Below are 23,928 nucleotides of genomic sequence, written 5' to 3'. Positions count from 1 at the left end.
ATCATGCGTTGCGCTGCAGCCAATCATTCAGTTGGCGATAGGATGCAGCCATCTCTTCCAGCGTCGCACGATTTAACCCGCTCGGATTAGGCAGCACCCACAAGCGCGTTTCACCCAGCGTTTGCGGCTGCTCGCCCCACTCAACTTTGCGCTGACGAAACGCTTTCTGAAAGGCATCCTTGCCCAACACCGCCAGCGCACGCGGCTGATAATGCAGAATCTTTTGCTGCAGGCGTGAACCACCGTCGCGTAATTCATCGCCGTCCAACTCGTTAGCCTGCACCGTCGGACGCTCCACCAGCATTGTGATGCCACAGCCGGTTTCCAGCAGCCGCTGCTCCTGCTCGGGCTTAAGTAACTCGCGCGTAAAGCCGGCCTGGTAAATCACTTTCCAAAAGCGATTGCCGGGATGCGCAAAGTGAAATCCGGTGTGCGCCGACGACTTGCCCGGATTGATGCCACAAAACAGCACCTGTAAATCAGGCGCAATAATGTCGCGGATATCGTGCTCGCTCATGCCATCTCCAGTCCGGCGCGTTGTTTTACCGACCGACGACTGCTCGCCAGCATCGTACGTGCTTCCTCGTCGTCCGGACAAGCACGTGCCATTGCCACCGCGCCAACCATTTCAGCCAACATGGTGATCGCGGCGTCATCCGCATGCGGATGGTTAAGTTCGCGCAGCGTCAATGCTAAACGCTGCCGCATCGCTTCACGCCGCTGCGAAAACAGCGTGCGTGCTTCCACTGGCAAATGCCCCATCTCACTCACCAGCGCAGGCAGCGGACAGCCTTCACCCGGCATACTGCAATGCTGCTCGGATAAATAGCTATCAATCAATTGATTGAGTCGTTCAGCGGGATCTTCAATTGAGGTGATATCCGCAAAGCGACGCGCCGAATCGGCAAACATCTCAGCGATCACCGCTTGCACCAAATCTTCGCGCGAAGCGAAGTGGGCATAAAAGCCGCCGTGCGTTAATCCCACTCGCTTCATCAGCGCCGCGACGCCGATGCTTTCAGTGCCGTTCTCGCGCATCACTACAGAGGCTTCATCCAGAATGCGCTGTCGTGTGCGCGCTTTATGACTCAGCTTTTCCATCTTCATTGACTCCGACATCGTTGATGGCAATCAGTGTAATTATTACAACCATCATATTCTAGCTTGACGATAAATATTATGATCGTCATATTAAATCTCGTTAATATGATAACCATCATTTAGAGGAACATACCATGTCACAACAACTGGCTTTGATCACCGGCGCATCAAGCGGAATTGGCGCTACCTATGCAAAACAGCTGGCAGCACGCGGCACAAACCTGATTCTGGTGGCGCGTGATGAAGCCCGGCTCAATCTGTTGGCGCAATCTCTGCGTGAAGCGCATAACGTTGAAGTCAGCGTGTTAGCGGCCGACCTCACCAACCCCGATGATTTGCAAAGAGTCGCTCACGAAATCGAGCAAAATAAAAAGATTACTCTGCTGGTAAACAATGCGGGCATGACTGTAGAAGGTGAATTCATCGACGGTGACATCGCGAAAATTCAAAGGATGCTGACGTTAAATATCGTGGCACTGACGCAGCTGGCCCACACTGCTGCGCAGGCATTTCGTGCGCGTCGCAATGGTACGATTGTGAATATTGCTTCAGTGCTAGCGCTAGTAAACGAATCGGCCAATGGCGCGTACAACGCCAGCAAAGCGTATGTGCTTTCACTGACTCGTAATCTTCATCGAGAATTAGTTGAAAGCGGTGTGCGTATGCAAGCTGTGCTGCCCGGCTTAACGCGTACCGAGATCTTTGAGCGCGCAGGAAAATCCATCAACGAACTTCCCGCTGAGATGCTGATGGAAGTGAATGATTTAGTCTCGGCAGCGCTACGTGGGCTTGATGCCGGCGAGTTGGTGACCATCCCGTCTGTGGAAGATGTGCAGCTTTGGCAGAGTTACGAAGAGGCACGCATCGCCATATTGCCTTTTATCTCTCTCAATAAGCCCGCCTCGCGCTATTTGTAGCATCAGCAAACTTTCGAATGAGCCTGGTCTCAAAAACCAATGATGATTGGGCGCTTAATAAGTGATAAAGCGTGGGATAATAGATTTTTCTTTTTGAGATCAAAGAGTCAGCTATTGCTGTAATTTTCACCATCCAAATGGCGAACTCTGGATCACCCTAACAAGATACTCTATAATCCCCGCTCCGCTGGCCCCTTAGCTCAGTGGTTAGAGCAGGCGACTCATAATCGCTTGGTCGCTGGTTCAAACCCAGCAGGGGCCACCAAATTTAGTGATGTTATTCATGCTATTAAGCCACCTCTTTCAAGGTGGTTTTTTTGTTTGTCATTCATAGTGGCGATTAAATGGCGACTGGTCTTCTAAAGCACATCTGAATATTAATCACGCTCCAACTCACTCACCTGCCATCGCACCGAACTCACACCTTTCTCCAGACTGATGCGGCTCACCAGACTTTCCAGCTGATCGGTTAACGTTGGATTGCCAATCACCTCCGCATTGACCTCCATGCGATGCGGCGGATCCATGTCTTCACTGTGTAGCGATTGCAGGCGTAAGCCGCTGCCACCCAGCGTGTGCAGCATCAGGCTGCGAACCTGAACCTCATCCTGCGCGAGGCAGATGATTTGTACTTTATAGTGTTGCATCGCTTCGGCTGCTGAGACGATGGTTTGGCGGTTGATACCCAAAGCCAGTTCACGCAGCAGTATATTCGCGCACAGGATCACCATGCAGCCGAGGGTCGCCTCCAGCAGCAATCCCATGCTGCACAGCACGCCAATGGCGGCGGTGCACCATAAGGTGGCAGCGGTATTCAATCCGCGGATGTTCAAGCCATCGCGCATGATGACTCCGCCACCGAGGAAACCGATACCGGAAACCACATAAGCCGCAACGCGTGACGCATCCGTAGCGATGCCGGGAACGCTTTGTGTCATCAGAACGAAGAGACAAGCGCCGGTGCTCACCAGCGCATTGGTGCGTAATCCGGTCATGCGTTGACGTAGTTGGCGCTCACTGCCGATCAGCGCGCCCAAAACCAGCGCGACGGTGACGCGCAGTAAAAAGATTTTCCAATCCATGATAGACCTCAATCCACAGCTCTTTATCTGCGGAACAACAGGTTAATAAATGGATTACAGACAGTGCGAATACCGCTGGGAACCAGCCGCATTGTGCTTATGAAAAGGGATGATTCTGGAAGGAAATTCACCGTCTTAACGCGCAGTTAAGACAGCGTGAAGGCTATCTTACCGCGAGGTCCTGCTGTAATCGTTTGGGACTTGTGTCCAATGCCGTTCTCCTCTTGGGTAAAAATCCGCCGCGATTCTAAAGTGACTTACGCAGCGTTGCCAACTCAAATAGCCCGTTCGTTTACGTTGGGTTAAAACAAAAACCCGCCGAAGCGGGTGTATCGAATTGTTATCGCCCCGTCGTTAGCCAACGACTTAGCGTGCCCGAGTTAGCGTATCCGCTGATAATGGCGGCATAGCTATCGAAACGGTTGCTAACTTCACTGATCTGGTTGTTGTAATGATCGCTTTCTGCACTCAATACGTCCAGCAATGAACGGCGGCCTAAGTGATACCACTGATCAAAGAAGTCCTTACGAATACGATCGGATTCCACAATCAGGTTTTTGTACAACACGGCTCGTTCAGCTGTTGAGTGTGCATTCTGACTGGCAGCACGCACACGGTTTTCCAGATCGCGCCGCTGTTCCTGCACCTGCTGACGACTCGCTTCGGCACGTTTAATCGCCGCAATTTCCTGGGCGTTGGTTGAACCACCGCGGAATAAGCCCCAGCTAACGTTCAGGCCGGTTTGCCATGCCTGCTGGCGTCCGAGCTGATCTTCACGTGTATTTTTGCTAACCGTCCAGTTGAGCTTTGGCAGGCCAGAAGCTTTGATTGCCTCCGCTTCTTTGAAGGCTGCTCGCTCTTCGGCGCTGGCGCGCAAGATCAGAGGATGGACATCCAGACTCGTCAGTTGGCGGTTTAAATCACCAAAGGAAAGCGCCCACTTATCGCTGGCTGGTAACGTCACGCGGCTGTTGCCCATCAGGCGATTCAGGGTGATTTCAACATCCCGCGCGCGAGACTCGGCATTTTCCAGGTAGCTTTGCGCTTGCAATAAGCGCCCTTTTGCCTGCGTCAGTTCACTGCGACGTCCAGTATCTGACTGAACAATACCGCTGAGCATTTTGGTCAGCTCCGCCATACGCGCCAAATACTGCTTACTGATAGCGATAACGTGCTGCTGTTTATTCCACTCAATCAAGGCATTACTGACCTGCATCGCCAGGTCTTCACGCTGTGCCTGCACTGCTTGCAGCGCAGATGTCACACGCTCTTCACGGCTTTCGATGGTGCGACTGGTTTGGCCAAAGTCGATAAGGTTGGTCGCCACTGATATACCTAAAGATGGCGTATTACCTTGATATTCATAATTCTTCGTCCCGCTACCAAACTCTTTGGTTGCGGAAGCGGCGCTGACATCAACCTGCGGCCAGCGCTGCCCTTTCGCTTCATCCACACTGGCTGCGGCGGCATCGCCTTGGGCAATGTAGGATTTCAATGACGGACTAATGCGCCAGGTAATGCGTGCAGCAGAGAGAAACTTTTGTCGTATTTCACTCTCGGCAACTGTTTCATTGGCTCCGCCGCTTAAAGTAACGGGTGAAGCCGTTACTGCTGCACTGGTACCCACAGGCGGGCTAACATAGTTAAAATCCGCCTTAGCGCTTTCAGCCGGAGCATAGGTCATCGTTGCTGCAGGCTGCTGCTGGCTAACATTGCGCGCCGGTTGCATCGGATTGAACGGCTTTGGTTCTGGACGACGTTGCTCCTCAGTCAGGAAGCCGCCACCCTGAATTTCAGCAGGCTGAATCGGCTTGCTGCTGATCGGTGCAGCTTGCTGCACAATTCCATTGCGCGGCGGAAGTTCAACGACCACAGGCGGTGCAATGGGTGCATTTACTGTTCTTGCCGGCTGGGAAAAAGTTACCGGAGCCGCAGATTGCGTGCGCACCGGCGCTACCGACATCGACGGAGCTCGCACTGGAGCCACCGGCGCAGGCGCCGTAGCGACAGGGCGCTGGCCACTCATTTCCGCAAACATCATTAACTCACTGGTGGAATCAGCCATCACGTTGACCGCTGGCGCCATCATAACTGCAATACAAACGGCAAGCAGAGAGAGATGACGCGCCTGTGTATGGCGCATCTTGTGATTATTTTTCATGATTATTAACGCTCGCGGAATGCTTCTTTGGCTTTCAGGATCGGCTTCAGCAGGTAATCGAGAATGGTTTTCTCACCCGTGCGCACCTCGACGGTAGCGATCATGCCGGGAATGATCGGCAGATCTTTATTGCCCGCATGCAGTGTGCTTTTGTCCGTCAGGATCAGTACGCGATAGTAGGTATCATCCGGGCGTCCACTGGCGGCTTTCTGATCGTCTTTTAGGGTATCCGGGCTGATATATTCCACGTGACCATCAAGTCCACCATAGATGGCAAAGTCATAGGCGGTGATTTTCACCTTGGCCGGTAAACCAGGTCGCAGGAAGGCGACATCCGACGGACGAATTTTCCCCTCCACCAGCAGTTGCTCTTCCAGCGGAACGATTTCGAGGATGTGCTCACCCGGCTGAATAACCCCGCCAATGGTGTTAACGCGTACGTTTTTCACCGTGCCGCGCACCGGGGCCACAATCGTAGTGCGATCAACGATATCAGCACGACCAATGAGGTTTTCGCTAACCTGGCTCAGTTCTAATTCCAGGCGGCCCAGCTCGGTATGGGCATCAGATTGATAGCGGTTACGACGTTCGACGATTTGCGCCTGAATATCGTTGGCCTGACGCTGCATACGCAATAGTTCGACTTCCGACAAGAGACCTTTGGCCGCTAACGGCTCAGCCAGATGAATTTCGCGCATCGAAAGGGCGTAACTGCGTTGCAGCGAGCTGACGCTGTCACTCAACGCACGTTTACGCGATTCATAGGCTTTAGTTTCCTGCGCCACAACGGCTGGATCATTCTTAACCTGCTCATCAAACACCAGTGGCAGTGAATAAGCTTCAGCACGTAAGCGCGCAATGCTGCCCTTCAGACCCACCACTTTACTCAGTACTTCGCGATAGCTGGATTCGGCGCGCGTTGGGTCAATTTTCAGCAACATATCACCGCGATCTACTACCGTTCCTTCGCGCACATTCATCTCTGCCAGAATGCCGCCTTCCAGGCTTTGAATAACCTGTTCACGGCTGCGTGAGATGACCTTGCCATCACCTTTGGTGATCTCTTCTACTCGTGCGTAATTGGCCCAAGTCAGCCCCCCAACTAACACCGCGATGATGATCCACATCACCAGCTTGGAACCCGGCGTGGTTTGGGACAGCAGAGAAGCCTGCACGTCATTCATAAATTCGGCATCAGCAGCGGACATACCTTTCTCGCTCTTACGCCATGGCATTAACTTGTTCATACTGCGGCCTCCTCTGCTGCTGCATCCGTCGGCGCTGAATCGTTAGCGGGAGCTGGCGCACGTACCGCCGGTTCGACCGCCTGACGCGGCTGTTGGCGCGCTTTATTCTTTCCTTCCAGCGCGGCAAGCACCTGATCTTTCGGGCCATCCGCGACCACTTTTCCTTCTTCCACCACGATGATGCGATCGACTAATGCCAGAATGGATGGACGATGCGTCACCACAATCAGCGTGTGTCCTTCACTGGCACGACGTAAGTGCGCGAGGAACTGGTTTTCCGTCATGCTATCCATGGCGCTAGTTGGCTCATCCATCAGCAGCACTTTAGGCCGGGTTAGCAGTGTTCGTGCCAGGGAAACCAGCTGACGTTGCCCGCCGGACAAGCCTTCACCGCCCTCGCCAACCGTTAAATTGATTCCGCTTGGATGACGTGCGGCGACGTGATCCAAACCGGTCAGATTCAACACGCGTAGCAGCTCATTGGCGGTGGCGTCCGGACGCCCAATCATCACGTTCTCACGCAGCGTGCCGTAAAACAGACGCGCATCCTGACCGACAAAACCCACCGCCTTGCGCCAGTCCGCTGGATCAATCTGGTTAACATCCAGACCATCGGCCGAAAGCTGACCTTTCACCGGCTGGTAGAGACGCGCCATCACACGCAATAAGGTGGATTTACCGCTACCGATGCGGCCCAGAATCGCGACACGTTCTCCGGCTTTGATACTCAACGAGATATCTTTGAGGATCTCCGGGTTTGGCTTCATTGGCGGTGCCGGATAGGAGAAGTTGACGTTGGTCAGCGTGATCTCACCACTCAGCGGCGGATCGGTGAGATAGGTTTTGCTACTGTCACGATCTACAGGCATCTCCATCAGCTTGTTGAGCGAGGTTAAGGCTGCTTTTGCCTGCTGGTAACGAACAGCCAAACCAATAACCTGACCGAGCGGGCCGGTGGCGCGGCTGGCGAGCATCACGGTGGCGATCATCGCACCCATGGTGAACGTACCTTCGTTGATCAGATAAACACCGGCCACCACCAACATCACCGTCTGGAACTGCTGCAGGAACGTCACCACACCGGTTGCCAGCGTCGAGTAACGTTTGGATTTCATCGAGTTAGCAGATTGCAGTGCGCTGAAGTTTTCCCAGCGGCGCTGCATGTGCGCTTCACCGCCCACCGCTTTCAGCGTTTCCATACCTTCAACCGACTCAATCAACACACCTTGTTTCAGTGAGGCATCACGCAGGTTCTCTTTCATGATGCGCGCCAGCGGCCACTGGATCGCGGCACTGACGATGATGATCAGCGGGATCATCATCAGAGGAATGATCGCCAGCGGACCGCTGATAAAGAAGATCACGCCAACAAACATCAGAATGAAGGGCAGATCGGAAATCGCCGCCAGCGTGGCAGACGCCACGAAGTCACGCACCGATTCATACTCACGAATCTGGTTGGCGAAAGTACCGGAGGAAGCGGGTTTGTGTTCCATCTGAATCGAAAGTGCCTGACGGAACAGCATACTGCCGAGCACCAAATCGGCTTTTTTACCGGCCATATCCAGCAGATGTGCACGCACGAAACGCGTGACCGCTTCGAAGATCATCGCAATGGTCACGCCAATCGCCAGTGACCACAGCGTCACGAATGCCTGGTTTGGCACCACGCGGTCATAGACGTTCATGGTGAAGAAGATGCTGGAAAGGCCGAGAACATTGATCAATACCGCCGCAATCGCGGCACTGCGGTAATAGCGGCGATAGCGCCACAACGTGGTAAACAGCCAATGGCCTTTTACTTCCGGCAGCATTTCACTGGCGCGCTCATCGACCACCGCAGCAGGTTTCGCCATCACAGCGAAACCAGCGTAAATCTCATTGAGTTCCGCCAGGCTCATCTCAACGGCTGAAGCGCTCACTTCTGGCATCACCAGTTGGAAGCGCAATTCGCGTTGGTTTTCTTCATTGGTATGAATACGACGCGACAGTACAATGCAACCGCCGCCCTCTTTGCGCAGAAGAATCATCGGCATCAACTGCTCCGGGAGATCCTGCAGACGACGCTCAACCATGCCGCCGGTAATGCCTGCATTTTCCAGCGCTGTCATAGCTTGTGATGGTGAAAGCAATGTCGCTTTTGGCAAACCTGCCACCAGCGCTTCTTTACTTTTCTCACGTTTATAATGTTTGCAGATCCAAGCCACGCTTTTTAACAGCGTGTCATCCACCGTGGTTTCAATACGAGCAACAGAACGCGCATCCTGCTCCACAGCATCCTGCTTCTGGTCGACCATTTCCCGACTCCTGTAAACCTGACAAAAAACGGTGAGCACATTGCCCACCGTTGCACCTGTTTGAATTGGGAAAATTCTGACAGATGGCAGGTTTTGAGCAGTCCAAGACTTGTCTCAAACGGTGATGAATAATTGTTTAAATTCGTGACTATAGGCGCCAGGCGGGCTTTTTTGCACAGCCTTAAGTGGGAAAATGCAAGGCTGTTGATGGCTATCCTGGGCGTGTTATCTTACTGACTCGCTTTATCGCAATCGGACAAATAGCAATGGTAAAACAGCGCGTAGGGATCGTGTTTGGCGGCAAATCGGCCGAGCATGAAGTGTCGTTACAATCAGCCAAAAATATCCTTGAAGCAATCGATAAGAGCAAATATGAGGTAGTGCTGCTGGGGATTGATAAACAGGGCGAATGGCATCTCAATGATGCCTCGGGATTCTTGCTCAACGCTGAGAATCCGAAGCTGATTGCCCTAAATCGTTCAGGTGAAAATGTCGCACTGGTTCCGGGAAGTTCTTCCCAGCAGCTGATTACCCGTCAGCAAGCGCAGCCGCTTTCACAGCTGGATGTCATTTTCCCCATCGTGCACGGCACGCTGGGTGAAGATGGTTCGCTACAGGGCTTATTACGCATGGCGAATCTGCCGTTTGTCGGCTCTGACGTGCTCGGTTCTGCCGTCAGCATGGATAAAGATTTCACTAAGCGCCTGTTGCGTGATGCCGGGCTGAACGTCGCACCCTGGCTGAGCGTGACGCAGGCACAGCGAGTGAATATAGATGCTGAGGCCGTAATGGCGCGCTTTGGCTTGCCGCTGTTTATCAAACCGGCTAACCAAGGCTCCTCAGTCGGCGTGAGCAAAGTGGACAGCCCGGAAGCATTCGATGCCGCGCTGGATCTGGCCTTTACGTTCGACCGCAAAGTGTTGATAGAGCAAGGGATCAAGGGACGCGAGATTGAGTGTGCGGTGCTCGGCAACGATGCGCCACAAGCCAGCCCGTGTGGCGAAGTGGTGGTTCATGATGCCTTCTACTCATACGACACCAAATACATCAGCGAAAGCGGTGCGCAGGTGGTGGTGCCAGCAGCGATCAGCGATGAAGCCAGCGATGCGATTCGTCAGGTGGCGATTACTGCATTTCAGGCGCTTGAGTGTTTTGGCATGGCGCGTGTTGATGTGTTTCTGAAAGAGAGCGGCGAGATCATTGTCAATGAAGTGAATACCTTGCCTGGCTTCACCAACATCAGCATGTATCCGAAGTTATGGCAGGCAGCAGGCTTGAGCTACAGCGATCTGATATCCCGTCTGATTGAGCTGGCGCAGCAACGTCACCAGCAGATCAGCCAACTTAAAAGCAGCGTTTAAATCGCCATGACGTGGCTCAAGCCACGTCATTCATCATGCTGCGCGACTCCATGGCAGGTGAGGTTTGATTACGGCCATTGCGTTTGGAGAGATAGAGATTTTTATCCGCCGTTGACACTAAACGATTAATCACACTCGGCCATTCACGTTCCGTCTGCGCACTGCCGCGCGCCAGACCCAAACTGGCAGTTACCGTTACCGTGTTGCCCTGAATCCAGAACTTCTCTTTGACCATCGCCTGACGAACCGTTTCGGCCAGCTGATAGAGTTGACTATGGCTACAATCGAACACCACCACCACAAACTCTTCGCCACCGAAGCGACACACCATGCCACGATTGCCAACCACGCGTTGAATACGTCGCGCAATCTCCTCCAGCACGCAATCACCGGCATCGTGGCCAAAGTTGTCGTTAATGGCTTTGAAATAGTCGACATCGAGCATCACTACGCCCGCTTCACGCTGCAGCGAAAAAGGTTCATTTCGCAGGCTTTCATACAGACCGGAACGGGACAACAACTGGGTGAGAAAATCAAAATTAGCGCGGAGTGCAAGGCGATGATTGAGTTGGCGAATGGCATCCATGCTCACCGCCACCAGCAGCGGGCTGAGCGCAACGGTGGCGACGCCAAGCCGTGCCGAGGTGAGATGGCTAATCGGTAGCAGTGCATCGTCACCCTGGATGTTCATCACACCATGCGACACCAGCACAATCTCCGTGATACCGGTTATCAGAATCACTAAGCTAGTCAATGGAATCGGTAACACAATGGCGCACCAGATCAGCGCAGGAACCGGGAATGTCAGGCTACCGGCCCCGCCAATTAGTGCCCCAACAGCCAGCGATAGAATCACCGCCGCCAGCGGCAGCAATTTGCCGGGATGCATTAAGGTGCGCGGTGAAACCGTTCGCAGCGGACGTGCCAGCATCACCGGCAGCAGCATCAGCGAAGTAGAGAACTGTTCGCTGAACCAGTCACTCCACGCCACAATAAAGCGCGCATTGAAATCAATATCCTGTGCCCACGCGCCCCAGGTTGCACAAGCCGCCGCCCCAAGAAAACAGGCGGGAAAAATGCGCATGGCATTGAACACCTGGCTGTGGGCGGAAGGACGTTGCAGATGTTTGATCAGCATGCTGACCGCGACGAGGATAAACAGAATGTTGGCAAAATTGACGGTAAACGCTGGCAGCGCCCAGCCGGAAAATACCGTGTCGTTAAAAATCATCGCACTGAAGCACACCAGATAGCTGGAGGTAGTGTGCAAAAACGGATTCCTCACTATTAATCCCGCCACCAGCGCATTCACCGGCCAGAATAGTGAGAACTCTTCAGGGATGCGTAAATGGCTGCCGATAAAGCAGAAAAACAGCGTAATGAAGAACAGCGTGAGGGCATTCTTTTTAAAATTATTCTCTTCAAACAGCATAACGCGCATACGTCTGAACCCTGTAACCTGGAAAGTGCCTGCATTAACCCTAAGCATCAGCAAGCATTAAACCGGAAATACCCGTGCGATGATTCGGTAATTAAGCAAGTGTTCGTCATCCTACTCTGCGGCTGGGCGGCGCTCACCTGCCATAAAAAGCAGCGTCGCGCCTAATGGCATTGTGGAAACGCCAGAGACAAAGGATAAAACTTGTGGCAATTATGCCCTGTAAATAAAAAAATCGGCTATCCGAGATATCCGATTTTTAGTTTTAAAACGGTTGTTCCAGCACAGACTTATGGCTATTTCACCGCAACAGGCCATTGACTCAGACGAATGCCACGTTCACGTGCGTTTTCACCAAAGTCTTTTAGCACCGCTTTAACGTCGGGATCCATATATTGGGCATTGCCGTGCTCAGCAATCACCACGCTGTTTTCCGGGATCTCCGCCAGCAATCCCTGCAGCTTTGGATTGTGCATAAAGGTCAGATTTTGCTGCAGGCGTAAAACGTAGTGATCGTCATGTCGCGTAAGCTGCAAGGCGTTGCGATGGCTTTTATAGATGCTGTAGAGGATTTGCGTAGCGATGCCAATTCCGATGCCGGCCAGCATGCCAAACACAATAATGCCGCCGATAGTGGCAAGGAATGGCACATATTGCTGCGGTCCCATGCGCATCTGCTCAATGAACAGGCGCGGCGTGGCCAGCTTATAGCCGGTATAAAGCAGCACCGCCGCAAGGCTGGCAAGGGGAATCGCGTTAAGCAGATTACTGAACCACAGGCCGCAGATTAACAGCAGCACACCATGAATCAAAATCGACAGTTTGGTTTGCGCGCCAACGCTGACGTTCACCGAACTGCGCACAATCACTGCAGTAATCGGCATCGCGCCAAGGAAACCGGCGGTCAGGTTACCAATACCCTGCGCAAACATCTCTTTGTTAGGTGAAGGTGCAGGATGTTGCGGACGCAGTTTCTTCAGCGCTTCCTGGCTGAGCAGCGTTTCAAGGCTCGCGACCAGCGCCAGCGTGATCGCCACCATCCACACTGCAGGATTCTGCCACGCTTGCCAATCTGGCGTTTCCAGCTCCGCCACCAGCGCCGACATGCTGTCGAACGCTGGCAGCGTGATACGCGGCAAGCCTTCTGCTAAGGCTGGAAACAGGCGATCGCCAAACACCGTGGCGGCACAGCCCACCAGCACCGCCACCAGCGGGCCAGGCATCCAGCTCAGCGCTTTAACTGACTTGATCAGCGGCGTGGTCCACAGCCATAGAATTGCCAATCCCACGCCCGCAACCAGCATCGCGCTGCGCGAAAATCGAAATTCCCCGTTGACCAGCGACAGCAGCTCGACATCGCCCGCCGCGCCGAATGCCACCGGAATTTGCTGCATAATCAGCAAAATACCAATCGCCGCCAGCATGCCTTTAATCACGCTGCTCGGGACTAAGGCGATAAAACGTCCTGCACGCAGTAAGCCAAACAGGCACTGCAACACACCCGCCAGAATCAGCGCGGTGAGAAAGGCGGAAAAGCTGCCTAGCGTGGCGATCGACGCGACCACAATCGTTACCAATCCCGCCGCCGGACCACTAACCGCAAAACGCGAGGGGCTCAGCGCAGTCACCAGCACCCCACCAATCACGCCGGTGAGCAGACCCGCAAAGGGCGGCAATCCACTCGCCTGCGCGATGCCAAGACAGAGCGGCAGCGCGACCAGAAACACCACCAAACCAGCCGGAATATCCTGACGAAGCGTGCTTAAATTCATGGCGTTGATTCCTCTGCAGATGGCTGAATTAACCGCGCGCGGCACCGCAAAGCCAGAGTACGATTTATCACTAATAAGGGTTTCAGGGTCATCACAATAATCTTCTCTCAACATTTAAAAAGATCGCTTTCAGGCAGATAGCGACGTCATTAAACGCGGCTATGGAGAACCATTGAGGATGAAAGCAGAACTTCCTCACAAAAATAGTTTATAGACGCTTAAGCATTACCTTGCATCATGAATATTTCTGACGTCGACAAAACGAATCTTTTTGTAAACAAAACTTCAATAAACGTATGAATCAGGTAAGTTTATGCAAGGAGCGGAATGATGAGCAGGTTCGATAAAAAGCATTATTAACAATTAAATAAGAGCGATTTTAAATGTGATATTTGCGGTGCAATTACAAAACAATACACGCAAAAATTATATGCCATTTTAACGACGCTATAATTTAATCCTTATGAGCTGGGAGAATTCCTAATTAAAAAATTTATGATTAGTGCGATTCACTGCCATTCAGCAAATAAGACGAGATATTTCGCTATTCAGTTGCCATGAATTTAGTAAGAGATCAGGAAAACAGTGAGGGGAATAATAGTTACGGAGTTATGTAAATATTGATGGACCTGAAAAGGACATGAATGCGCCTGCCTAAGCAGACGCTATTTTACCTGACGAATTATTTACCGTTCCACGCTTTCATACGCGCTTCACGCACCTGCAGTTGCTGCTCAGGCGTGAGTTTGTTGTAGTTTTCCGCCATGCCACTTTCCCAGTCGCCATACAGCGGGTTCGGTAACACGATGAATTGGGTGCCAAAACGCTGATGATTAAGGCTAACGAACTGCTGACGCTGCGCATTTCCCTGATGCCAGGTTGAACCGCCAAAGTCATTCAGGTTGTCGCCCACATACAGCACCACGTTGTAACCGGCATTCTTCACCGCGTCGAAGCGCTCTTGCTTGTTAGAATTGCCGGTACTCAAGCGCACCGTTTTCTCGCTCACGCCGCTGAAGCCCAGCTTATTCAGGTTCTCAACCGTTGCGGCAAAATCTTTTTGGTCGCGGTTGGAGATATAGAACATAGTGCCGCCGTGGCTGTTGACGTAGTTGGCAAACTCCACTGCGCCCGGAACGGCCGTTGCCTGACGCGCCTGCGTCCACGCTGACCAGGTTTTACCCGAGAAGGGCTGGCCGTTTTTCGTCTGCCACGCGCTGTAGGCGCTGTTATCAATCATCGTTTCATCTAAATCGACGATAACCGCTTTCGGTTTACCCGCCAGCGATGGCGCCTGATCGAAGGCCATGCGCGCGCTGTTAAATGCCTGCCAACTCAATGCCTGATATTCGCCGGATTGCTGGAACCAGTTTACTGCCAGCACCGATTGCTGGCCGAGCTGCTGCTGAGCCTGCTGTTTAGAAGGCTGCGCACAACCGGTTAATGCCAGCGCCATTAAGCCGGATGCCGCCAGCAAGGTGGTTTTCTTCATCATTTCATCCTTAAGTGATTAGGGTCAGTTTTTGTAAAGCTTTAAAAATGTAGCAGTTAACGTAAGCTGTGGGCAGCAGAAAGCAGCGGTTTGGTGAGAGGAGACACTTATGGTACAGCACCCCCACAGCGGTCCACGATCAAGACTATTGGATGACTTTTCCTGGCTGGAATACGCCTTTCAGCCGGCTGGCCAGCCCGTTCCGGCAGAGGCGGCTTATGGTCAACAGCGTCACAGCGCCAATGTGTTGCTGGCAAGCCAAAACATCCCGCCTAAGCGTTGCGAATCGGATGGCTTGATTGGCGAAGATCATCTGCCGGTCGCGGTGTATACCGCCGATTGTCTGCCGGTGTTATTTGCCGATCCGCAACAACAGCAGGTTGCGGCGGTGCACGCCGGATTAAAAGGCACGCTCGGTGGCGTATTGAACAACGCGATTGATCGTCTGCTGGAGCGCGGCGCCAGCCGTGAAACGCTGCGTGTGGTAATTGGTCCAGCGATCGGGCCGTGCTGCTATGAACTGGGTAACGATCTGGTGACACAGATGCAGGATCGTCACGATCTTCCGCCGTTACCCTACTCCACCCAGCAGCCGCACAACGCACAAGCGATCCGTCCGCAGGCGCGGGCCCAGCAGGATGGAATCTGGTTTGATCTGCCTAACCTGGCGCGAGGCTTGTTGTTACAGCGGGGGGTGGTGGCGGAACATATTGAAGTGCTAAACGTCTGTACCTACTGCATGGCGGAAGCGGGTTCCAGCTATCGCTACAACACCCATTTTGACAGCGGCTATCAGTCACGTTTCTCGTGGATCCGCACGCGCGGTTAAGGGCTTCACGTCCTTGTGAAGCTTTATCGATCAGTGAATTATGGCATTGAGCGCCAACACGCCGGCTAAACCGAGAATTGAGATCAGCGTCTCCATCACCGTCCAGGTTTTCAGGGTTTCCACCACGCTCAGGTTGAAGTAACCCTTGAACAGCCAGAAGCCGGGATCGTTCACGTGTGAAGCGATCACGCTGCCGGAACCCACCGCCAGTACCATCAAGGCCGGATCGGCATGCGTGGCCGCGATAATTGGCGTCACAATACCGGCGGTGGTGATCGCCGCCACCGTGGCTGAACCCAGCGCCACGCGCAGCATTGCCGCAACCGTCCAGCACATCAGCAGCGGTGACAGTGACGATCCCTTCATCATATCGGCGATGTAGTTACCTACGCCGCTATCCACCAGCACCTGTTTAAATGCACCGCCGCCCGCGATGATAAAGATGATCATGGCGATGGCGGCAATCGACTCGCCGCACATATCCATCACTTCTTCCATCTTACGGCCATTGCGCAGCCCCAACGTCAGCACCGCTATCACCACCGCGATAAACAGCGCCACTGCCGGATTACCGATGAATTCGAAGAACTGACGCAGCGCGTTCTCTTTCGGCGTGGTCAACTCGAAGACGGCGGCAATCGCCATCAGCACCACCGGAATCACTGCGGCAAAAATACTGATACCGAAGCCCGGCATCTCCTCTTCCGTGAAGATTTTTGGGTTATACAACCCTTCCGGCGGTGACTTCTCAAAGCTTTTAAGGAACTTCGAGAAAACCGGTCCGGCAATAATCACTGTTGGAATGGTGATGATCATGCCGTAGAGCAACGTGGTACCGAGATTGGCCCCAAAGATAGTGGCAATCGCCGTTGGGCCAGGATGCGGCGGCAGGAAGCAGTGAGTGACCGAGAGCGCGGCGACCATCGGCACGCCGACGTACAGCAGCGGCAAACCGGCAGCCGCCACGATAGTGAACACCAGCGGCAGCAACAGTACGAAGCCAACTTCATAGAACATCGCCAGGCCGACGATCAGTCCGGTCACCACCAGCGCCCATTGCAGCCGCTCTTTACCAAAAGCGGCGATCAGCGTGGTAGCCACGCGTTGTGCGGCACCGGTATCGGAAACCAGCCGCCCGAGCATGGCGCCGAAGCCGAGGATCATCGCTAATCCGCCCAGTGTAGAGCCGATACCTTTCTGGATCGAGGCCATGACATTTAGCGGCGTCATGCCTTCGGCAATACCGACCACCGCCGAGACAAACACCAAAGCAATGAAGCCATTGACCTTAAATACAATCATCAACACCAGCAGCAGTATCACACCCAGCACAATGATGGTTATTGGCATTTTTTATTATCCTTATGAATACAGAGGGGTGATTAAGGTTTAGGCGCGGCCCGATGATAATGCCAGCCGCGCCCGGTCATCACACGGCGACGCGCATGCCACCGTCAACGAACAGCAGATGCCCGTTAACAAAGTTCGACGCACCGGAAGCGAGGAACACCGCCGCGCCAATCAGCTCTTCCGGTTTGCCCCAGCGAGCGGCTGGCGTGCGCTTGGTTAGCCAGCCGGTAAAGGCAGGATCGTCAGCCAGCGCCTGAGTCATCTCCGTGACGAAATAGCCCGGCGCAATGGCGTTCACCTGAATATTGTGACGCGCCAGCTCCACGCACATGCCGCGCGTCAGCATAGTCACCGCGCCTTTGGAGGCCGCGTAAGGCGTGATGGTGTCGCGCCCTAATTCGCTCTGCATCGAACCGATATTGATGATTTTACCCTGCTGACGCTCGACCATTTTTTTCGCCACGGTTTGCGAAACCAGGAATACGGCGGTCTGGTTGACCGCGATAACGTCATTCCAGTCCTGCTCCGGGAATTCAAGGAACGGCCGACGACGCTGGATGCCGGCATTATTCACCAGCACATCAATCGCGCCCCACTCCGCTTCGATCTCATCCACCGCCTGCTTCACCTGCGCCGATTGCGTGACATCAAACGCTTTGGCGTGCGCGCGTAAGCCCAACTCACGCAGCTGCGCCGCGCCCTTCTCTGCGCCTTCGTGCGTAGTGGCGTTGACGATCACTTCTGCACCGGCTTCCGCCAGGCCGCGCGCCAGCAGAAATCCAATGCCACGCGCCGAACCGGTCAGCAGCACACGCTTGCCTTCGAGGGAAAATAACTGGCTCATCACTGATCCTTAAAAGGTTAACTGGACTTTAGCGGCACGGGTTTTATCGCCGGCAAACTGCAGCGCGGCATCAATATCCTGCAAGGCGAACTCACCGCTGAACAGCGGCAGCGGGTTTACTACGCCGGTGGCCAGCCACTCGACGGCGGTGTTGAATTCATGGGTAAAGCGGAAGGAGCCGACCAGATTAATCTCTTTGGCAATCAGCGCCATGATCGGGAAATTGGGAATGGTGCCGCCCATACCAACCTGCACCAGCGTGCCTTTGGCGCATACCACATCGAGGCAGCGCTGCAGCGAAGAAGGATGGCCGGAGGCTTCAAATGCCACATCGAAATAGCCTTTGTCGGCAAGATAAGGCACGAAGTCGCCATCTGCGGCATGAATCACATCGGTTGCGCCCATTTGCTGTGCCATCTCCAGTGAACGCTCGCTGATATCGCTGCACACAATAGAAGCCGCGCCGCGCGCTTTGGCCGCCGCCGCAATCAGGCAGCCAATCGGACCCACGCCCGAGATAAACACGTGCTTGCCGGTGAGATCGCCTGCCTGCTTCGTGGCGTGAATGCAGACCGCCAGCGGCTCTGCGAACACCATGATCGTTTCATCGGCATCCTGCGGGAACGGCACGCATTGCGCGCTATCCACCACTTTGTATTGGGTAAAACCGCCATCAACGTGCGGCACATACATTGCGCTGCCGAAGAATCGCATGGTGGTGCACTGGTTTTCCTGATCGCGCTGGCAATACTTACACGCGCCGCACGGCTTAGAGGGATTTACCGCGACTTTTTGTTCTGGTTTAAGTGCTGGATTGTCGCTCTCCACCACATAACCAATCACTTCATGGCCAAGAATCATCGGCATTTTGATTTCGAAGCTGCCGACCTTACCTTCCTGATAATAATGCAGATCTGAGCCACAAATCCCGCCGCGCGTAATGCGCACCAACGTACCTTTGCCGTCCCATTTCACCTGCTGTGATGCAACGCTGACTTGTTTTTTTCCGGTGATGACGCCGGATTGCGTTTCGATATTCATAACGTCCCCATAAGTGCTGTCGCAATGGGGGCCATCAGACCGGGTTATGCGGTTTAAAACTGTGATGAAGATCACCGGGAGACATGTTACGGAAAGGTGTTACCTGGAACGTGAAGTATGCGATGCAGAAGAGGAAACAGGCGGCCGTAAGTAGCCACCTGTGAAGAACATTAATAACCTGACATCAGGTCGTGGCTGTATTTGAACAGCTCAGAATCGGAGCGCAAACCGAGTTTTTTCAGCGCCGATTGTTTTTGCCCGCTCACCGTTTTACGGCTGCGTTTAAACTTCACGGCAATTTGAGACACGCTCAAACCATCAAGGAAACAACGTACCACTTCCACTTCGCGCGGGCTGAGGGTTTTCACCTTCTCATACATGTTGCCTTTGCTGCTGAAATCAAGGCTGTCATCCAGCGACTCTTCGCTCATGACATAGAGATTTTCTACCTCGTAAGCGACTTCTTTAGACAAGAACAAACGGCCCTGAGCGACCTGACGAATCGCATGGGTAATTTCCTGCATATTATGACTTTTGCCAATAAAACCCTTCACGCCAGCGCTTAGCACCATTTTGACAATCGCCGGGCTCTCCATGGATGAGGAGATCAGAATTTTTTGCTGTGGATAGTGATTACGCAGTTGCTTCACCAGCGCCAAACCATCCAGTTCTCGTTCACCCAGCAGGAAATCCAGTACCAGCACATCAACCACGGTATTTCTCAGCTGATTAAATAATTCATTACTTGAAGCCCAGGTACCCACCAAATGAATATCGGGCTCATGTTTCAAACACAACTCGAAAACGGTACGGACCATGGGGTGATCATCAAGGACAGCCACACGCACTTGTTTATTGTGTGCATATACCATTTGTTTATTCCTTTATTACAGCATTAACTTTGTCCAATTCTGACTGTCACACCCGCTTCAATAAATAAATGGTGTCGATTACAACAGCTGTGAAAAAATAGCCTTCACAACATCAGAATTCTAAATCGATAGCGTCACCCTAATAGCGGTCATTTTTATATACCCCTTTTAGGTTTATATTTTTCCGTGATAGATTCTTACTTGCCTGCTCACGTAAAAGTGGGAAAAGTCTGACTTAACTCCTTAACAAGACCACATAAGAATTGTCTTGAAAGAAAAGGAGCAATCTAACTAACTGAATAAAGCAATAAATATTCATCATATCTTAACATCACCATCACAGGCACTCTTTCACTAAAAATAGAAAATTTGAGAATGGTCGCAAAATATTAACAGTAAAAGAATAGAGCGGGCGAAAGACAATAATATCTTTATACTCCACATTCCTTATAGCCATTAATGAATATGTTCACGTGAGCAGAGTGCTAATTCACATCAGGAATCCCCGTTTGGCAGCCTTGTTTTTTTTGGCTCTTCTTTCTTTTTCATTAATGGCATCAGAGCAAAAACTGCAATTACTGGCGCGATATGATACAGCTCAACCTACCTTGCAATTAGCTGAGCCTATTGCTTCAGAGTTTCGTCATCAGATACTTAAAGTCGCCGTCGCTGGACAACCTCAACCGCCTCTGTTTATGGATATGGATACCCGGCGATTTGAAGGTGTAAGCGCAGATTATCTTTCGCTGATTCAAAATATGCTGGATACCACGGTAGAACTCCATTATTACGCCAGCCACAGCGCTGCGCAGGAAGCCGTGATCAGGGGCGAAATGCATCTATTAGCACTCTATGTGGCTCAACCCTCTTCGGGGCAGCAACCCTTGATCGCCAGCGAACCCTGGATGCTGGATTACGCAGCGATCGGTTTTAAATCTGAACAGAACACTGCACTAAATGACGATGAACCTCGTCGCCTGGCCTGGTCGGGTTCAGCATTGCTGCGAGGGGATTTAGAAGAGACTTATAAGCATGACCTTTTAGTTCGCTTTCCAGGTTACTACGATGCTGTCGCTGCAACCGTTTATGGTCAAACAGAGCGTGTCTGGGGCAGCGCCGCCACTCTTACGCACCTCAATCGCTTCATGTTCGCTAATGCGCTGGAAATAACCAAAGATGACCACACTCTCGCGATGAATGTCAGCTTTGGCATTAGCCCGCGTTATCCGCAACTGGCCGGTGCGATCAATCTTGCTTTAACACAAATTCCTCTCTCCATTCGTATGCAAATAGCGAAGCGTTGGCTGCTTGATACGCATCATGTTCTGCAGCGCAATCCGCTGGCATTGACGCAGGAAGAGGAAAAATGGCTGGATGAACACCAGCATATCATTACCGCCCTACCGCAAACCCTGGCTCCACTTAGTAGCCATACAGGCAGCATGCCGTTTCGCGGCATGATCATTGATGTATTAGGTCTGATTACCGACCAAAGTGAGATGACATTTATTCCAGTAGATCAGAAGGAAAGTAGCGGCGATTACACAGCGAAAAATTCTCCACGTCTGTATGCGCTAGAGATCCTCAACCATGAAATGTCGCCTCAGCGGGTAACCCGACCATGGCTGGTTTCACACTGGGTTATTATTCGCCATAAACGACCACGTAATATTATGGCTCGCGATCCTTTCCCCTTTGGTTCTGCTCTAATGCTGGGCAACCGGCAGATGAAAGATTGGATGCTGCTGCATTATCCCCATCTCAACATTGCCTTCAGCGATAACCCTTTGCAGGCCTTGCATGATTTGCAGGCGCATGAAATTGATGCGGTCGTGCTGCCGAAGATTTTTGCGGATTACTTGCTCCACAACCATTATACAGAGGACTTTATTGTCGAAACGACGTTGGGTGCAGAGCCGGCACGCTTTGTGATGCGCGTCGAGCCCGGTAATGAAATGTTGGTTGGTATCCTCAATAAAGCATTAATCGCGATTCCACCTGAAACGATGTTCAAATTGCTGGCGCAATGGCGTCAGGCAGAGATGCCGTTCCTGAGTGCGTCATGGCAGAACTATAAACAAATCATCTTGCTTATTGTTTCGGTCTCAAGCGGTTTGATCGCGCTTATTTTGCTGTGGAACCGCCATCTGCGGAAGGTTATTCAGCAACGTATTCGGGCCGAAAATGCGTTAAAAAATCAGCTTAATTTTACTCATACGCTGTTCAACGATTCGCCGGTCGCCATGTACATCCGCGACAAACAAACACGCCTGGTTGACTGTAACAACGCTTATCTACGCTTTATGAATTTTCGACGGGAGGAGGTTATTGGGAAACGTCTTTCGGACGTACTCGCCGGAAATAATGCCAGCATCCACAGCATTGAAGATGGCTACCAGAAAACCATTCTGGATGGCGAAGCCGTCATACGTGATATTCACATTGAATTAGATCAGCTTTCATTCCAGCTTTATCACTGGACACTACCATTTCGCGATAGACATGGTGATGTAGCAGGCGTGATTGGAGGCTGGCTGGATATCACCGAACGGAATGCACTACTTCAGGAGTTGCAGTTGGCAAAAGATGCCGCGGACAAAGCCAATCGTTCAAAAAGTGAATTTCTTGCCAGTATGAGCCATGAAATTCGCACACCGCTGCATGCAATGATTGGCCTGCTCGAGCTAGAAACGCGCTTGCAACCGGAGGATTCTCTCTCGGAAAACATCCGTGTTGCCTATAACTCGGCCCGTGCGCTGCTGTCATTGATTGGCGATATTCTCGATCTTTCCAAAATAGAGTCGGGCATTTATCAACCGACATTAGAAACCGTTTATCTGCCTGACGTGCTCGATCAAGCTGTAACGTTGTTTCGCAATAAAGCGGAGAATAAGGGAATTGAGCTACGTATTGAAATGGATATCGCCGCTTATTGGGTGAAAACGGATCCCTTGATGCTTAACCAAATTCTTTCTAACCTGCTGAGTAACGCTATTAAGTTTTCTGAACAGGGTACCGTCACTGTTGTGCTGATGCAGGGAATTGGACAGGAAGAGGAAGGTTGCGAATTCGTCATTGAAGTCAGCGATGAGGGCTGCGGCATGACGGAAGACCAGCAACATGCCATATTCGAACCCTTCGTACAGGTGGGGGATCGCCATCATCAGCAGATCGGTACCGGTTTGGGCTTAAGTATTTGCCGTAATTTGGCGCATTTATTGGATGGTGAACTCATCGTAGAAAGTGCGCCGGGCGAAGGTGCAGTGTTCTCCTTTTATTTTCGTGCCCAGCAAGGCGAACCGCGCGACCAAACCCAACCCCATTTTTCACAGCCGCTAGTCTCAGACAAGTTATCAGTCATGATTATCGACGATCACGCTCCGAATCGCTTACTGCTAGGCAAACAGCTTGAACTGGCTGGGCACCAGGTGATAGTCAGTGAAAGTGCTGCCGAGGCGCTGACACTTTGGCAGCAGGATCCACTGCGTTTCGATCTCATCATCACTGATTGCAATATGCCGGGCATGAACGGTTTCCAGTTCGCAGAAGCATTGCGTCACTATGAAAAAGTGCATCAGTTAATGCCAATTAAGTTGTATGGTCTTACGGCATCGGCTGAACAGCATATTATGCAACGCTGCTTACAATCAGGCATGGATGATTGCCTATTTAAGCCCTTGAACTTAGACAGTTTGCTGCTTCAGGTTGCGCATTGCACTCGCCGTAACGATGTGCATCCAGAACCGTTGGCCTCCCCCACAATTTCTCCGGAATCTGGCATCGCCCATTTTCCGCTGCTGTTAACACAGTTGGCCGATCGTGATAGCGAAAGTTGTCTGGCATTGCTCAAAAGCATACGAACCAGCCACGATGAATTATTAATGTCTCTGCAGCAGACAGAGGATGCCAGCACTCTGTCTCTGCTTGGTCACAAACTGAAAGGTGGCGCAGCAATAATTAATGCCACTGCGTTGACTGAATTAGGGCGCATGCTGGAGAAACATCGGGAAGAAGCACACGATGTGCAATCATTAATCAAGCAAATTCTTCGGGAGATGGTTCGTGTTAATGATGCTTTGCAAGAATTTGAGAAACATCGTCTGAAAAATCAGCAGGATTTATAG

At 52.2% G+C, this 23,928-nt stretch carries 18 protein-coding genes and 1 tRNA gene; 6 read left to right on the top strand and 13 right to left on the bottom strand.

Features of this window, described 5'->3' with window-relative positions:
• Position 1: 1 nt before the first annotated feature.
• Together mug and K5Y32_RS18475 are read right to left on the bottom strand one after the other, a co-directional pair.
• Positions 2 to 517, bottom strand: coding sequence for a G/U mismatch-specific DNA glycosylase (mug, locus tag K5Y32_RS18480; RefSeq protein WP_222185377.1), 516 nt, complete (start codon positions 515 to 517; stop codon positions 2 to 4).
• On the bottom strand, positions 514 to 1,101 hold the full coding sequence (locus tag K5Y32_RS18475) for a TetR/AcrR family transcriptional regulator (RefSeq protein ID WP_222185376.1): 588 nt from the start codon (positions 1,099 to 1,101) through the stop codon (positions 514 to 516). Before K5Y32_RS18475 ends, mug begins: the two co-directional genes overlap by 4 nt.
• A 134-nt stretch (positions 1,102 to 1,235) precedes the next feature.
• On the opposite strand from K5Y32_RS18475, the gene K5Y32_RS18470 reads away from it, so the two are divergent.
• Both K5Y32_RS18470 and K5Y32_RS18465 read left to right on the top strand, forming a co-directional pair.
• Positions 1,236 to 2,018 carry an SDR family oxidoreductase gene (locus K5Y32_RS18470; protein ID WP_222185375.1) on the top strand — a complete coding sequence of 261 codons (783 nt, stop codon included), beginning with the start codon at positions 1,236 to 1,238 and terminating at the stop codon, positions 2,016 to 2,018.
• A 189-nt stretch (positions 2,019 to 2,207) separates the two neighbouring features.
• Positions 2,208 to 2,283 (top strand) — tRNA-Ile (locus K5Y32_RS18465).
• A 112-nt stretch (positions 2,284 to 2,395) separates the two neighbouring features.
• On the opposite strand, the gene K5Y32_RS18460 is transcribed toward K5Y32_RS18465, so the two are convergent.
• The 4 genes from K5Y32_RS18460 to K5Y32_RS18445 all read right to left on the bottom strand — a co-directional run bounded on the left by K5Y32_RS18460 (position 2,396) and on the right by K5Y32_RS18445 (position 8,805).
• Positions 2,396 to 3,100, bottom strand: coding sequence for an MgtC/SapB family protein (locus K5Y32_RS18460; RefSeq protein WP_222185374.1), 705 nt, complete (start codon positions 3,098 to 3,100; stop codon positions 2,396 to 2,398).
• Between the two features lie 340 nt (positions 3,101 to 3,440).
• Positions 3,441 to 5,261: a TolC family protein gene (locus tag K5Y32_RS18455; RefSeq protein WP_222185373.1), complete on the bottom strand. Its 1,821-nt coding sequence runs from the start codon at positions 5,259 to 5,261 to the stop codon at positions 3,441 to 3,443.
• Between the two features lie 5 nt (positions 5,262 to 5,266).
• Positions 5,267 to 6,508 carry an HlyD family type I secretion periplasmic adaptor subunit gene (locus tag K5Y32_RS18450; protein ID WP_222185372.1) on the bottom strand — a complete coding sequence of 414 codons (1,242 nt, stop codon included), beginning with the start codon at positions 6,506 to 6,508 and terminating at the stop codon, positions 5,267 to 5,269.
• Positions 6,505 to 8,805, bottom strand: a complete 2,301-nt coding sequence (locus tag K5Y32_RS18445) for a type I secretion system permease/ATPase (protein ID WP_222185371.1) — start codon at positions 8,803 to 8,805, stop codon at positions 6,505 to 6,507. The genes K5Y32_RS18450 and K5Y32_RS18445 overlap by 4 nt, the downstream gene beginning before the upstream one ends.
• A gap of 266 nt (positions 8,806 to 9,071) precedes the next feature.
• Between K5Y32_RS18445 and ddlA the strand changes: the two genes are divergently transcribed.
• On the top strand, positions 9,072 to 10,166 hold the full coding sequence (gene ddlA, locus K5Y32_RS18440) for a D-alanine--D-alanine ligase (RefSeq protein ID WP_222185370.1): 1,095 nt from the start codon (positions 9,072 to 9,074) through the stop codon (positions 10,164 to 10,166).
• 16 nt (positions 10,167 to 10,182) lie between these two features.
• Here ddlA and K5Y32_RS18435 read toward each other — a convergent pair whose 3' ends face one another.
• Positions 10,183 to 11,607, bottom strand: a complete 1,425-nt coding sequence (locus K5Y32_RS18435) for a GGDEF domain-containing protein (protein WP_222185369.1) — start codon at positions 11,605 to 11,607, stop codon at positions 10,183 to 10,185.
• Between K5Y32_RS18435 and K5Y32_RS18430 the strand changes: the two genes are divergently transcribed.
• Positions 11,515 to 11,772: a hypothetical protein gene (locus tag K5Y32_RS18430; protein WP_199559720.1), complete on the top strand. Its 258-nt coding sequence runs from the start codon at positions 11,515 to 11,517 to the stop codon at positions 11,770 to 11,772. The genes K5Y32_RS18435 and K5Y32_RS18430 overlap by 93 nt on opposite strands.
• A 128-nt stretch (positions 11,773 to 11,900) precedes the next feature.
• Here K5Y32_RS18430 and K5Y32_RS18425 read toward each other — a convergent pair whose 3' ends face one another.
• On the bottom strand, positions 11,901 to 13,376 hold the full coding sequence (locus K5Y32_RS18425; RefSeq protein ID WP_222185368.1) for a SulP family inorganic anion transporter: 1,476 nt from the start codon (positions 13,374 to 13,376) through the stop codon (positions 11,901 to 11,903).
• Between the two features lie 682 nt (positions 13,377 to 14,058).
• The gene (locus K5Y32_RS18420) at positions 14,059 to 14,868 is read right to left on the bottom strand and encodes a 5'-nucleotidase, lipoprotein e(P4) family (protein ID WP_222185603.1); all 810 of its coding nucleotides are present in this window, start codon (positions 14,866 to 14,868) and stop codon (positions 14,059 to 14,061) included.
• A 109-nt stretch (positions 14,869 to 14,977) separates the two neighbouring features.
• Here K5Y32_RS18420 and K5Y32_RS18415 point away from each other — a divergent pair, with 109 nt between their 5' ends.
• Entirely contained in the window at positions 14,978 to 15,697 is a 720-nt protein-coding gene (locus tag K5Y32_RS18415; RefSeq protein WP_222185367.1) for a polyphenol oxidase family protein, read from the top strand.
• A gap of 30 nt (positions 15,698 to 15,727) precedes the next feature.
• Here K5Y32_RS18415 and K5Y32_RS18410 read toward each other — a convergent pair whose 3' ends face one another.
• The 4 genes from K5Y32_RS18410 to K5Y32_RS18395 all read right to left on the bottom strand — a co-directional run bounded on the left by K5Y32_RS18410 (position 15,728) and on the right by K5Y32_RS18395 (position 19,804).
• Positions 15,728 to 17,047: a gluconate:H+ symporter gene (locus K5Y32_RS18410; RefSeq protein ID WP_008103467.1), complete on the bottom strand. Its 1,320-nt coding sequence runs from the start codon at positions 17,045 to 17,047 to the stop codon at positions 15,728 to 15,730.
• A gap of 79 nt (positions 17,048 to 17,126) precedes the next feature.
• A complete protein-coding gene (gene idnO / locus K5Y32_RS18405; protein WP_222185366.1) occupies positions 17,127 to 17,891 on the bottom strand; it encodes a gluconate 5-dehydrogenase in 765 nt (254 codons plus the stop codon).
• Between the two features lie 9 nt (positions 17,892 to 17,900).
• A complete protein-coding gene (gene idnD / locus K5Y32_RS18400) occupies positions 17,901 to 18,932 on the bottom strand; it encodes an L-idonate 5-dehydrogenase (protein ID WP_222185365.1) in 1,032 nt (343 codons plus the stop codon).
• Positions 18,933 to 19,102: 170 nt separating this feature from the next.
• Entirely contained in the window at positions 19,103 to 19,804 is a 702-nt protein-coding gene (locus K5Y32_RS18395) for a response regulator transcription factor (RefSeq protein WP_222185364.1), read from the bottom strand.
• Positions 19,805 to 20,313: 509 nt separating this feature from the next.
• On the opposite strand from K5Y32_RS18395, the gene K5Y32_RS18390 reads away from it, so the two are divergent.
• The gene (locus K5Y32_RS18390) at positions 20,314 to 23,928 is read left to right on the top strand and encodes an ATP-binding protein (protein ID WP_255602696.1); all 3,615 of its coding nucleotides are present in this window, start codon (positions 20,314 to 20,316) and stop codon (positions 23,926 to 23,928) included.

It is taken from the genome of Pantoea sp. DY-15, assembly GCF_019795935.1.
Lineage (GTDB): Bacteria > Pseudomonadota > Gammaproteobacteria > Enterobacterales > Enterobacteriaceae > Pantoea > Pantoea leporis.
This window is presented reverse-complemented; position numbering and strand designations above follow the sequence as displayed.